12 protein-coding genes are annotated in these 12,916 nt (G+C 63.3%); 5 read left to right on the forward strand and 7 right to left on the reverse strand.

Annotated elements, in window-relative coordinates; translation table 11 throughout:
• The first annotated feature begins 78 nt into the window (after window positions 1-78).
• The 4 genes from cobA to CQ012_RS08840 all read left to right on the forward strand — a co-directional run bounded on the left by cobA (window position 79) and on the right by CQ012_RS08840 (window position 4,128).
• Entirely contained in the window at window positions 79-1,098 is a 1,020-nt protein-coding gene (gene cobA / locus CQ012_RS08825) for a uroporphyrinogen-III C-methyltransferase (protein WP_105661936.1), read from the forward strand.
• Window positions 1,098-2,198 (forward strand): uroporphyrinogen-III synthase, encoded by a 1,101-nt coding sequence (locus tag CQ012_RS08830; protein WP_105661937.1) that lies wholly within the window; start codon window positions 1,098-1,100, stop codon window positions 2,196-2,198. Before cobA ends, CQ012_RS08830 begins: the two co-directional genes overlap by 1 nt.
• A gap of 46 nt (window positions 2,199-2,244) precedes the next feature.
• Window positions 2,245-3,153, forward strand: coding sequence for a carbohydrate kinase family protein (locus tag CQ012_RS08835; protein ID WP_105656354.1), 909 nt, complete (start codon window positions 2,245-2,247; stop codon window positions 3,151-3,153).
• Between the two features lie 201 nt (window positions 3,154-3,354).
• Window positions 3,355-4,128, forward strand: coding sequence for an IclR family transcriptional regulator (locus tag CQ012_RS08840; protein ID WP_105661938.1), 774 nt, complete (start codon window positions 3,355-3,357; stop codon window positions 4,126-4,128).
• Between the two features lie 7 nt (window positions 4,129-4,135).
• On the opposite strand, the gene CQ012_RS08845 is transcribed toward CQ012_RS08840, so the two are convergent.
• The 7 genes from CQ012_RS08845 to CQ012_RS08875 form a co-directional block, all read right to left on the reverse strand.
• The gene (locus CQ012_RS08845; RefSeq protein ID WP_286134621.1) at window positions 4,136-5,146 is read right to left on the reverse strand and encodes a sugar phosphate isomerase/epimerase family protein; all 1,011 of its coding nucleotides are present in this window, start codon (window positions 5,144-5,146) and stop codon (window positions 4,136-4,138) included.
• A gap of 13 nt (window positions 5,147-5,159) precedes the next feature.
• Entirely contained in the window at window positions 5,160-6,266 is a 1,107-nt protein-coding gene (locus CQ012_RS08850) for a Gfo/Idh/MocA family protein (protein WP_105661939.1), read from the reverse strand.
• 18 nt (window positions 6,267-6,284) lie between these two features.
• Entirely contained in the window at window positions 6,285-7,124 is an 840-nt protein-coding gene (locus tag CQ012_RS08855; protein WP_105656351.1) for a carbohydrate ABC transporter permease, read from the reverse strand.
• Entirely contained in the window at window positions 7,117-8,109 is a 993-nt protein-coding gene (locus tag CQ012_RS08860) for a carbohydrate ABC transporter permease (RefSeq protein WP_105656350.1), read from the reverse strand. Before CQ012_RS08860 ends, CQ012_RS08855 begins: the two co-directional genes overlap by 8 nt.
• Before the next feature lie 95 nt (window positions 8,110-8,204).
• Window positions 8,205-9,557 (reverse strand): ABC transporter substrate-binding protein, encoded by a 1,353-nt coding sequence (locus CQ012_RS08865; RefSeq protein WP_105661940.1) that lies wholly within the window; start codon window positions 9,555-9,557, stop codon window positions 8,205-8,207.
• Window positions 9,558-9,603: 46 nt separating this feature from the next.
• Entirely contained in the window at window positions 9,604-10,716 is a 1,113-nt protein-coding gene (locus tag CQ012_RS08870) for a Gfo/Idh/MocA family protein (protein WP_105661941.1), read from the reverse strand.
• A 5-nt stretch (window positions 10,717-10,721) separates the two neighbouring features.
• The gene (locus CQ012_RS08875; RefSeq protein WP_105661942.1) at window positions 10,722-11,462 is read right to left on the reverse strand and encodes a sugar phosphate isomerase/epimerase family protein; all 741 of its coding nucleotides are present in this window, start codon (window positions 11,460-11,462) and stop codon (window positions 10,722-10,724) included.
• A 158-nt stretch (window positions 11,463-11,620) separates the two neighbouring features.
• Between CQ012_RS08875 and CQ012_RS08880 the strand changes: the two genes are divergently transcribed.
• On the forward strand, window positions 11,621-12,835 hold the full coding sequence (locus tag CQ012_RS08880; protein ID WP_105661943.1) for an ROK family protein: 1,215 nt from the start codon (window positions 11,621-11,623) through the stop codon (window positions 12,833-12,835).
• Window positions 12,836-12,916: the final 81 nt, after the last annotated feature.

The following is a 12,916-nucleotide window of genomic DNA, read 5'->3' on the forward strand; positions in this document are numbered from 1 at the left end:
CGCCTAAGCTGGGTGCATCCACTAGTTCAAGGAGAATCCCATGTCACCCCTAGAAACTCGAGCAGAATCAAGGAAACCATGATTGGCATCGACCTCGAACTGCGCGGATGCACTGTGCTGATCGCTGGAAGTAAATCCGGGAGCAAAAATACTGCGCTGCGCTTCCGGGCGGAGGGCGCCACGGTGCTCACCGCCGACGGGCCCTTCCAGGCAGTACAGTTGCTGGAACAAGCCGGCCTGCTGGTGATCTGCGATGCCGAACCGCTGCGCTTCGCCTCGGTGGTGCAGGCCGCGCGCATTCCCGTCATGCACCTTGGACCAGCGACCCGGGCCGGATCCATCACCCTGCTCGGTGGCGGCCCCGGCGCATTGGACCTGCTGACCCTGCGCGGCGTGCGGGCCCTGGCCGAAGCAGAAGTCGTCTTCGCCGACAGGCTCGGTCCCGCAGCGCACCTGCCGTCTCTTGCACCGCAAGCTCAAATCGTGGACGTCGGCAAGCTTCCTGGACACCACAAGCTCACCCAACGGGATATCGAAGCCCTGATGATCGAAGCGGCCCGCGGTGGCGCTGCCGTAGTCCGGCTCAAGGGCGGAGATCCCTTCGTCTTCGGCCGCGGCTTCGAAGAAATCGCGGCCGCTACCGCTGCGGGCATCCCGATCAGCGTCATCCCGGGACTGAGCTCGTGCATCACCGTGCCGGCAGCAGCCGGCATCCCGGTCACCGCCCGCGGGGTGAACACCATGTTCACCGTGGTATCGGCCCACGACCCACTCAGCGATGCGCAGCTTGACCATCTGGCCAAGCTGGGCGGAAGCATCGTGATCCTGATGGGCATGGGCACCATCGAGCAGACCGTCGCCGGGTTGCACCGGGTCGGCATGGACCCGCAAATGCCATGCGCCATCGTCGAATCCGGCACCACCGACATCCAGCGCACCAGCTGCACCCGGCTAGCCCATCTCGCCGAAACAGCCCGCGGCCATTCCAACCCTGCAGTCATTGTCATAGGTGAAGTCGCTGGACTGCCGGCCACCCTGGTGAACGCGGCAGCGCAAGAAGAGCCGGCCACGCTGGCAGCGCAATTGGAAGTGGCCTGATGAGCAGCCCCAAACCCTTGGCCGGCTTCCGGCTGGCCGTCACCAGCGACCGCCGTTCCGCAGAACTCATCGAGGCCTTCGAACGCCGCGGCGCCGAGGTGACCCATACTCCGCTGCTCCAGCTCGCCCCGCTGGACGACGAGCAGCAACTGATCGCGCAAACGCAAAAGCTGATTGAGGTCCGTCCGCAGGTAGCCGTCATTACAACCGCCTACGGACTGCGCCGCTGGGTTGATACCTCCGAGGCTGCCGGCATTGGCGACGAGCTGCTGGCAGCGCTCGGGCAGGCGCAGCTCTACGTCCGCGGGGCCAAAGCCCATGGCGCCGTCAAGGCGCTGGGCCTGGAACCGGCCGCCGTGGCCAAGGACGGGCGCAGCGCCTCCATGCTGGAACTGCTGGAGGGCAAGCTCCAGGGCGCCACCGTCGCCTTGCAGCTTCATGCCGATTCCGACCATGGAATGCCCCAGAGCCTGCGCGAGCTGGGCGCTCGCCGGGTGCTGAAGGTGGAGCCCTACCGCTGGCAGGACACCAGCAGCGATAGCGGGATTTCTGCTTTGGTGGAGGGCCTGTGCGCCGCCCACTTCGACGCGGTGACCTTCACCAGCGCGCCAAGCGTGCACGCGCTGTTCGCCGCTGCCAAGGCGCGCAATCGCTTGCCCGCCCTGCTGCGCTCCCTGGCCGAGCGCGTCGCAGTGGCCACCGTTGGACCGGTGACTGCTGCCCCGCTGATCGAGGCGGGCATCTGCCCGTTGGTTCCCGAGCGCCATCGCATGGGTGCCATGATCGGCCAGCTCGTGGAGCATCTGGCCTCGCTGGGCACGTTGCAGGCCCAAACGGTCCACGGCCAGGTGCAGCTGCGCGGTCGTACCCTCTCGGTCCAGGACGAAAACTGCGAGTTGACGCCCGGGCAGGCCGAATTGGTGCGGGCGCTGATCGAGGCCGGCGGCAGCGTCCTCTCCCGCGACGAGCTGGGGGCCGCACTTCCGGAAGCCAGTTCCAAGCATGCCTTGGATATGACATTGAGCCGGCTGCGCAAGGCGTTGCCGCAACCAGAAATCATCGCCACGGTCATCAAACGTGGGTACAGGCTGAACGTATGATCACCCCGATGGGCTTTTTCCCTCCGGGTTACGTAGGATCGATGTCATGGTTAATATTCAGGTTGCCGGTGAAGCCCTAGTCGATATCGTCGATGGTGTGGCGCATCCCGGCGGTTCCCCGATGAATGTTGCTGTTGGACTGGGCCGATTGGGCCACGAAGTCCTGCTCCAGACGGACATCGGCGATGACGAGCATGGCCGGCTGATCGCCGAACATGTGGCGGCCTCAGGCGTTCAGCTCGCAGCCGGATCACACACCGATGCGCAGACTTCCAGCGCCACCGTCGTGCTGGACGAGTCCGGAGATGCCAACTACGAGTTCCAGCTGAACTGCAAATTGCAGAGCATGGCTTCGACCCAAGCCACCTTGTTCCATTCAGGATCCGTTGCAGCGTTCCAGGGTCCGAGTGCCGCTCGAATCCATGAGGCTTTCGAGGCTTCCCCACCGGGCCAGATCCTGAGCTTCGATCCGAACCTGCGTCCGGAGCTGGTCGAGGACCGGGCAGAATCGGTCAAGCAGATCGAGAAGCTGGCCGGGCTGGCGGATATCGTCAAGCTTAGTGACGAAGACGCCCTGTGGCTCTATCCGGGATGGGACACCAATCGCATCCTGGAGCACTTCTTGGAGCGCGGGGCATCGCTAGCGATCATCACCTTCGGCGCACGCGGAGCCGAGGCCCGGACCAGGCAAAGCGAGGTCATGGTTCCCTCGATTTCGGTGCGAACCGTAGATACGGTCGGCGCCGGTGATGCGTTCATGGCCGGGCTGCTCCACGCCATCTTGGACAGCTCGCTGGCCAAGTCCCTTCGCGATGGCACGCAGCTGGACAGCGTCGAGCTGGAGAAGGTCATGCAGATCGCTTCGGTGTGCGCGGGAATCACCGTGTCGCGCGCCGGGGCGAATCCTCCAACCCTTGACGAGCTGAATCATTTCCTCAGTTCCACGACGCGCTAGACCTTTCATTTCTGGCCGATAGTCGCTGGGATCTCCGCCTGGAATGGCGCTGATCCCAGCGACTATTTATTTCATTCGTTGTGGGTGACTAGCACTATCCGCCGGCAGCCAGCCCAGCAGCCTGGACTATCGAAGGAAACCGCTGACCAGGTTGCTAGAGTTCCTTGCAGAGCACTATGCACGATTCATTGAGGAGGCCCCATGGGCAGCAAGGTTCCAGCGGCCGATAACACCTTGCGGATCCTCAGGTTGCTGGCCAGCAGGAAGACCCCGACTCCGGCGGCAATGATCGCCACGTTGCTGGAGCTTCCTCGATCCAGTGTCTACCAGCTGCTGAACGTGATGCTGGAGCACGGATTCATCACCCACTATCCAGAGGACAAATCCTATGGTCTGGGTGTCTCCGCTTTTGAGCTTTCCAGCGCCTATACCCGCCAGGAACCGCTGGCACGGCTGGGTGCCCCGCTGATTGCCCAGCTGGTCGACAAGGTCGGGGAAAGCGCCCACCTGGCCGTGCTGCATGGTTCCGATGTTCTCTACATTGTCGAAGAACGCGCCAAGGGCCGGCCATCCTTGGTCACCGACGTGGGTGTTCGCCTGCCTTCGCACCTGACCGCATCCGGCAGGGCAATTCTCGCCGCGCTGCCCAAATCCCAGGTGCGTGCGCTCTACCCCGGTGCTGCCAGCTTCACGGAGCGAGTGGCCGAGTCATCGATCTCCAGCTACTCGCAGTTGCGCCGCGAGCTGGACCAGAGCACGCAGCGCGGCTATGCCGTAGAGCGCGGGGATGTCACCCCGGATTTCCACTCGCTCGCGGTAGAAATCCGGGATTCCAGCGATTGGCCGGTGGCCGCCGTTGCTGTCACCTTCCTGGCCGATCGTGTCCCCGAAGAGCAGTGGGAGACTCTCCTGCTGCAGATCCGCGCCACCGCTTCGGTGATTACCTCGCGGGTGCAGGGCAAGCGTCCTTCCTAGCCAGGTGCTACTGGTTCGAGAATGCCGCGTCGAAGGACGCTTCGGGGCGCTTGAACAGGAGGCTGCGGATGTAGCCCACAGCTTCCTTCGCACCGTGCAAGCGGTCCATTCCCGCGTCTTCCCATTCAATGGAGATGGGGCCCTTGTACCCGTGGAACTCCAGTGCGCGGAAGGCATCTTCCCAGTTGATGTCGCCGTGGCCGGTGGAGACGAAGTCCCAGCGCCGGCGGGGATCGCCCCATGGGAGATGGGAACCCAGGATGCCATTGCGCCCGTTGGGATGATGCATCCGGGTGTCCTTGCAATCCACGTGGTAGATGCGGTCGGCGAAGTCGGTGATGAATGCGACCGGGTCGATGCCCTGCCAGAACATATGGCTGGGATCCCAGTTCAGCCCGAACGCTTCGCGGTGGCCGATTGCTTCCATGGTGCGCACGGTGGTCCAGTGATCGTAGGCGATCTCGGATGGGTGCACCTCCAGGGCGAATTTCACCCCCTGCTCATCGAATTCGTCCATGATCGGATTCCAGCGATCCGCGAAGTCCTCGTAGCCTGCATCGATGACCTCGCCCGGAACCGGCGGGAACATGGCGACGTACTGCCAGATCTTCGAGCCGGTAAAGCCAACCACTACATCGGCACCGAGCTTGCGGGCGACGCGGGCCGAGCGCTTCATGTCCTCGGCGGCCCGCTGGCGGACGCCTTCCCCATCCCCATCGCCCCAGACATAGTCGCGCAGGATGGCCTGGTGGCGGAAGTCGATGGGATCATCGCAGACAGCCTGGCCGCCCAGGTGGTTGGAGATCGCCCAGGCTTTCAGCCCGTATTTGTCCAGGATTTCCAGCCGCGACTGGAGGTAGGCCGGATCCTCGTCGGCACGCTTGAGGTCCAGGTGGTCACCGCTGGCTGCGATTTCCAATCCGTCATAACCCCATTCTGAAGCCAGCCGGGCGACTTCTTCGAAGGGCATATCAGCCCACTGGCCGCTGAATAGCGTCACTGGATGCGTCGCGTTCATGGTGGTTTCTCCTCTAGTCATCGGTGTCGATCCAGTCCCCGGAATCAGCCGATTCCAGAACGGCATCGGTCAAACGGCAGGCGCGGGCGCCATCGGCAAAAGTTGGAAGCCCTTCGGGTGCTTCGCGACGGATCGCCGCGTAGGTGTCGGCCACGAAAGCAGCGAAAGCATCCAGGTAGCCCATCGGGTGTCCTGCAGGTACCACCGACAAGCGTGCGGCATCGGGACTGAGATCAGCGGCCTGGCGGGACAGGATCGAGGACATGTCGGGTTTGCCGATCCACAGTTCTTCCGGCTTTTCCTGCTTGAATTCCAGCGCCGACCGGTCTCCGGACAACTCGATGGTCAAGGCGTTTTTCCGGCCGGCGTTGACCTGTGACACCATCAGCGTGCCGATGGCTCCCGAAGCCATCTGCACAATCAAGGCGGCAGCATCCTCGGTATCGACGTCCACGGCGCCCCGCTGCTTATGGGCAATGGAGGTGGCCGCGTTCAGCCGAACGATCCGCTCCCCCGCAATGAATTCCAGCAGATCCACCAGATGCGAACCGATGTCCGCGAAGGCCCGCGAAGGTCCGCCTTTGTCCGGTTCTACCCGCCAGTTGCTGTCGCTGACCGTATGCATCCAGTCTTGCAGGTACTGGCCACGCACGGTCAGCAGCCGGCCAAGTTTCCCTTCCTGCACGTGGGCCCGGGCCTGCCGCACCATGGGGTGGTAGCGGTAGACGAACGGCACCGAAGCCACGGCCCGGGAACGCGATGCCAGTAATGCCAGCTCGCCGGCTTCCCGGGCGCTGGTCGCCAGCGGCTTCTCGCAAACAACGGACAGGCCAGCTGCCAGTGCAGCGGCTGCCTGCTCGGCATGCAACGCATTGGGCGAGGTGACATGCACGGCGTCGCATTGGGCGAGCAGCGCTTCGACGCTGCCGAAACCGGGCACGCCCAGGGCGGCTGACGCTTGGCGGGTGGATTGCTCGCCGTTGGATCGCACCCCGATGAGCTGGGCGCCTGCCCGGCGGATCGCATCGGCGTGGGTCCGGGCCATGAAGCCGCCGCCGATGACGCCGACCTTCAGTTCCTGCATGGCCGGTGCAGCCTGCTGGCTGTTCAACTGGGACATGTAATTCCTTGTCTTTTCTTACTTGACCGCGCCGGAGGACAAGCCTGCGACCAGGTGCCGTTGCGCGAAGAGGAAACCGACCAGCACCGGAATCGATACCACCACCGAGGCGGCCATCATCTGGTTCCAGTACACATCGGTCTGCGAAGCGTAGGCCTGCAAGCCGATGGACAGCGTCCTGGTGTCCGAATTGGTGAGCACACTGGCGAAGAGCACTTCGCTCCAGGAGGTGATGAAGCAGTAGACCGACACCGCGATGATCCCCGGGCGTGCTACCGGCAAGACCACCTTGAGCAGTGCGCCGAGCCGGCCAAGTCCATCGACCATGGCCGCCTCTTCCAGTTCCTTGGGCATGGCGGCAAAGAAGCCGGTGAGCATCCAGATGGAGAATGGCAGGGAGAACGTCATGTAGGTGACGATCAGCCCCAGGTAGGTTCCGTTCAGCTGCAGTCCCACGGCACGCTCCAGCTGGGTGAAGATCAAGAAGAGCGGCAGCAGGAACAGGATGCCGGGGAACATCTGGGTGGAGAGCACGATCAGCCGGAAGGACCGTGCCCCGCGGAAGTCGAAGCGCGAGAGCGCATAGGCGGCCAGGATCGCGATGGAAACCGAGAGGATGGTGGCGCTGATGGTCACGATCAACGAGTTGGCGAAGTACTTGCCCAGCGGCACCGTGGTCCAGATATCCAGGTACGGGGCCAGCGTGATTTCCGAGGGAATCCACTCGAAGGCGCCGCGCACATCCTTGAGGGGCTTGATGGAGGTCGTGAGCACCACGTAGAGCGGCAGCACGATGATCAGGGTGATGAAGGCCAGTCCGAAAACTCGCAGGATGCGGAAGCCGCGGGTCTCAATCATCGATGCTCTTTCCCTTCGGCATGACAAGTCGGATGTAGAACGCTGAGACGATCAGCAGGGCAATCAGCAGGACGACGCTCAAGGCGCCACCCACGCCGAAGTTCCAGTTGTTGAAGGACTGCTGGTAGATCAACGGGGAAATCAGGGTTGCTTCTTCCGGGGACACCGGGCCGAAGAGCAGGTAGGGGATGTCGAACTGGTTGAACACCCACAGTCCCAGCATCAAAAGCAGCACCACGTTGGCGTGCTTGATCATTGGCAGGGTGATCCTGGTGAACTGCTTCCACAGGCTGGCTCCATCCAGGGAAGCGGCTTCATAGACTTCGTTCGGGATGGATTGCAGGGCGGCCAGCAGCATCAGGAAAGCGAAAGGCCAGAATTGCCAGACGGCGACAACCACCATGACAAAGAAGGAATTCCCGCCCAATAGCCAGAACGGCCCTTCCTCCAGGATCCCGAGGTCTTCGACCAGGAAGCGGTTGACCATGCCGTCGCGCTGGTTGAACATGAACGCCCAGGCGATGGTGGTGACGTAGCTTGGCAGTGCGTAGGGAACCAGGAACAGGGTGCGGAAGAATCCGTTGCTGCGGAATTTGGATGCCAGCAAGACCGCGGCGAAGATGCCAAGGCTCCAGGCGATTGCCACTACCAGGAAGGTGAACAGGAAGGTGCGCCCGAGGGCGTCGAAGAATTGGGAACCGATCGGACCGTTGGGGTCCAGCGCGGTGGTGAAGTTCTGCAGTCCCACGAACGGGGCCTTGACCCAGTTGGCAATGGAGAACTGGGTCAGCGAGAGGAAGGCGATCCATACGCCGAGCAGCATCGGGATGATGTGGATCAGCAGTTCCAGGAATGCTGCGGGAGCTGAGAGCGCATAGGGGAAGAACCGGTCGCGCTTGATTGAACTGCGCTTGATCGCCCTTGAAGCGTCGCGAGGCTTGAGCGGTTCGCTGATTCGAGGCGGTGTCTGGGCTGGCGCCGACATTCGGTCTCCTTTCATGAAAACGAATTTGGGTGCTGCAACTGGCCGCGGGGGCGCAAGGAGGTCCGCTCCCGCGGCCAGTGCAACGTGTCGGGCCGCTAGCTAGCCGGCATCTGCTTCTGCGCGTCTTCCAATGCCTTGCGGACATCGGCCTCGGTGATTTTTTCGCCCTGGGCAATCCTGGCGAATTGCTTGGCGATGGCCTCGCCTACGAGGGATTCCATCTGCCCTTCGGTGGGGAACAGCGGCATCGGGGCAGCGTTATTGGCCAGGATCTCCTTCTTGGCCTGCTGCTCGGGGGTGTCGAAGGCCGGGTCGTCGAAAGCTTCGGTAACCGATGGCAGCGAGGTGTACTTGGCGTTCAGCTTCTTCTGCTCATCGACGCTGAGCAGGTGGTTCACGAATTCAAGGGCGGCATCCTTGTTATCCGAGTTCTCGAAGACGCTCACGTTGATGCCGGCAACCAGCGACTGGGTGGCTTCCAGCCCGGTGGCATCGGCGTTCTTCAGCGGGATGGGCGCCATGGCGTAGTCCTTGAAGCCAGCGGCATTGAAGGACTTGCCCGGGGCCTGGTCGAAGAACATGGCGGCGTTGCCGTCCATGATTTCCCCTGGCAGCACCGAACCGTCATTGATCTCGGCGTTGGACTTGGAGACCACGCCGTCCTCGCCCATCAGCTGGATCCAGTCGTTGACGCCGCTGACGACGCCATCATTGGTGAAGTCCGGCTTGCCGTCCGTGGTGTACAGCTCGCCGCCGTTCTGCATGCCCAGGATGAATGCGGAGTGGGCATTATTGGCGGTACGCTGTCCGGCCAAGGTGAAGCCGTACTGGTCGACCTTGCCGTCGTCGTCGGTATCCTTGGTCAGCTTCTTGGCGGTGGCCAAGAATTCATCCCAGGTCTTCGGAGCCTGCTTGATGCCGGCTTCCTCGAACATCTTGGTGTTGTAGTACAGACCGTAGGCCATGGAATACAACGGCAGCGAGGTTGGGGCCTGGCCCTCGGCGCCGCCGGTGGCCAGGGCTGCCGGCACGAACTTCTCGGCTCCGCCTATGGCCTCCAGCGCCTCGCCTTCAAAGGGGACGAAGGCGCCGCTGGCCTGCAAGGTGGTGGCCCAGGTGTTGCCGATGTTCAGCACGTCCGGCCCTTCGCCGCTGGAGACGGCGGTGAGGATGCGGTTGTACAGGTCGGCCCAGGGGACGACTTCCAGCTCGACCTCGATGCCGGTTTCCTCGGTGAACCGCTTGATGGATTCGCCCAGGATCTCCTCGTCCTGGGTGACCGAGCTGCCCTGGTTCGAAGCCCAGTAGGTGATGGTCCCACCGGCTTCTTCCGAGCCGGAGCCGGAAGCCGAGCCGGAACAGGCGGCCAGGCCGCTGAGCGACAACGCTGCGATGGAGGTAATCGCCGTGAAGCGCCCCAGCTTGCTCTTGAAATGTGGTGCAGACATGTTTATTCCTTTTCAGGTGCGGATGATGCTGTCAAGGGGTGGTGCTTCAGGCAAGGATGCCGGGAGCCGAAGGATCCCAGGCTGGGTCCAGCAGCGCGATGGGCTCGACCGTCGAGGCCACGTCGATGAATGCTCCCGATTCCATTGCTTCCGCGGCGCAGACCATGATGTCCAGGACGTGGAACGCCAGTTCGCCGGGCACGCGTTCCTTGCGTCCCTCGCGGATGGCTTGGGCGAGTTCGGCAACGCCGGTGCCGCGCCCGTAGGTGGATCCTTCGGCGGTGACAACGCTCGGCTCCTGGTCCTCCAGGTGCAGGATGGTGTCTCCGGTGAATTCGTTCGGATCCGGCAGCTGCGCGGTGCCTTCCGTTCCGGAGATCTCCACGAACCCTGCACGCTTGAGCTTGGAGTCGAAGCTGAAGATGCACTGCGCACTGGCCCCGGATTCGAAGGAGAGCAGCGCTCCGACGTGGGTTGGGACCTCGACCGGGAAGCTGGTTCCGGCCTTGGGGCCTGCACCGATGACCCGCTGCGCGCGGGCCTGCGAACCCAGGGCGGCAACCTTGGCTACCGGGCCGAAGACCCGCACCAGGGTGGTCAGGTAGTAGGGCCCGAGGTCGAAGAGCGGTCCTGCGCCGTGGGCGAAGAGGAATTCCGGGCTGTGGTGCCAGGATTCCGGGCCGGGGCCCTGGAAGATGGCCAGGCCCGAAAGCGGGGTGCCGATGGCGCCTGCTTCAATCTGCCGCAGGCCGGTCTGCAGGCCCGCACCCAGGATGGTATCCGGGGCCACGGCGACGCGGACTCCTGCTGCCTTGGCGGCTTCGACCAGCTGCCGTCCGGATTCGCGGTCCAGCGCGTAGGGCTTCTCGCCCCAGACGTGCTTGCCGGCGGCCACCGCCTGCAGGGCTACCTCGACATGAACTGCCGGGATCGTCAGGTTCACGACGATCTGGATGTCTTCGCGGGCCAGCAATTCAGCATAGGTTCCCGAGGCTTCCACGGACCATTTGCGCGCTTGGCTTGCTGCGCGCTCGGTATCCAGGTCGGCGATGAACCGCACGGCGAGGTCCGGGAATGCGGTGAGGTTCTCCAGGTACTGGTCGCTGATGGTGCCGGCTCCGACAATGCCCACGCCCATGGGCTGATTCTGAAATTCCATAATCCCTAGTTCTTTTCTGCTACGAGGTAGGCGCGGCTTTCGGACACGGCCTGGAAGATGTCGCCTGCGAAGTCATCGAGTTCCACCACATGCAGCATGCCGCTGGTGGCGTCGATGATCTGGTCGATCGGCATGGATCCGCTGCCCACCGGAACCTGTTCCTTGTGGTTCTTGGACTTCGGCCCGTCCTTGATGTGCAGGGCCACGACGCGGGGTGCCAGCGCTTCAAGCAGCTGGAGCACATCGGCGCCGCCCACGGCAACCCAGTAGGTGTCCACTTCCAGGACGACTTCCGGGTCCAGCAAGCTAGCCAGGTATTCCAGGGCCGTCTTGGAATTGATCTTGCTGGAGATCTCCCAGTCGTGGTTGTGGTAGCCGACCTTGATGCCGTATTCGGCACCGCGCCGGGATGCGGCGTTGAGCTTCTGCGCGATGGCACCGATGGACTCGGCATCCTGCCACTGCTCCGCCGGGATGAACGGATCGATGACGGTGCTGATGCCGAGTTTGCCGGCCGCGGCGAAGACCTCGTCGTAGTCCGAGGAGAGCAGCGGTGCGTGCGCCGTTGGCGCGCTGAGTTCGTTCTCGGCCAGCGCCTGTGCATACTCGTCAGCGCGGGCCACGAAGTTGTACGGCTCGACTTGCGTGTAGCCGATGCCAGCTACGCGTTCGAGCGTCGCGGCCAGGTTCTCTGCGATGTGCTCGCGCAGCGTGTACAGCTGGATTGATAGGTCGTGGGCAGGCAAAGGCGTCTCCTGAAAGAAGTGGTGGGTGCGATCCAGATGCTCATGACTTGCATCACATCTTGAGACTAGTTTTACTTTTGTCGATAGTCAATAGAAGTATGTCGACATTCTCATAAAGTGTTTCGGCTTCGCGTCCATTGCTGTGTTTTACTGGGTTCATGGCCAATCCTTCGAGCCCCCAAAGCATGCAATTCGCCCGCGGCGCCAGTGGGGCAGGCAACGTCTTGCAACTGTTCATGGACGGTGCCGCGCACAGCCGCACGGACCTTGCCGCCCTGACCGGCATGGCTCGCTCCACCCTGCAAGAGCGCCTCGACGTGCTCATCCAGCTGGGCCTGGTTGGCACCATCGCGGATGGCGCGTCCACCGGAGGCCGCCCTCCCCAGCGGCTTGCCCTGCTCCCCGATGCCCGCCTGGTGCTGGCCGTCGATCTGGGAGCCAGCCACCTGCGCGTTGCCCTGACCGATCTGGCCCCCACTCCCCTAGTGCAATCCCAGGCTCCCATTTCCTTCGCCGACGGCCCGGTGGCGATCTTGCAGACCGCGATGGATCTGGCCGATGGCTTGCTCGATTCGCTGGGCCGCACCCGTGACGATGTCATTGCCATAGGCATGGGAGTGCCAGGGCCGGTGAATTTCGAGACCGGCCGTCCCGCCAATCCGCCCATCATGCCCGGATGGGACGACTTCGACATCCCCGCTTGGTTCCAGCAGCAGCTGGACGCCTTGGTGGTCGTGGACAATGACGTCAACCTCATGGCCATTGGCGAGAAGGACCAGCTGGAGACCGGCAGCGAGGACTTCATTTTCGTCAAGCTGGCTACCGGCATCGGCTCGGGCATCATTTCCGGAGGGCTGCTGCAACGCGGAGCGCAGGGCACAGCCGGCGATATCGGGCACGTGCGCATCCGCCGCGGCGATGGCATCTACTGCCATTGCGGCAATGAAGGCTGCCTGGAAGCCGTAGCCGCCGGACCCAAAATTGCCACCGCATTGCGGGCGCAGGGCATCGAAGCGCACAGCAACACCGATGTGGTCGCCCTGGTGAACTCGGGGAACATCCAAGCGATCCATGCAGTGCGCCAAGCCGGCCGCGACTTGGGCGAGGTATTGGCTGCCAGCGTGAGCTTGCTGAACCCGTCGCTGATCGTGGTGGGCGGTCGGATCTCCGCCGCCGGAGAGCACCTGCTGGCAGGCATCCGCGAGGTGGTCTACCAGCGCGGAGCGCCGCTTTCCACCCAGCACCTGCAGATCCGCACCTCGCGCAGCTGGGAAGTTGGAGCCCTGCGCGGAGCCAGCATGATCGCCATCAGCCAAGCCCTGAGCCCGGAGGCCATCGAACGCAGCGCGCTGGCGCTGATCCCCGCCACCTAGGAGCTGGAGGCAACCGGAAATTCCTCCGATTCTGAAATACCGGACAGCTCTGCCCATTCTCCGGTACCCAAGCCATGGCCG

The organism is Arthrobacter sp. MYb214 (assembly GCF_002979865.1).
GTDB lineage: Bacteria > Actinomycetota > Actinomycetes > Actinomycetales > Micrococcaceae > Glutamicibacter.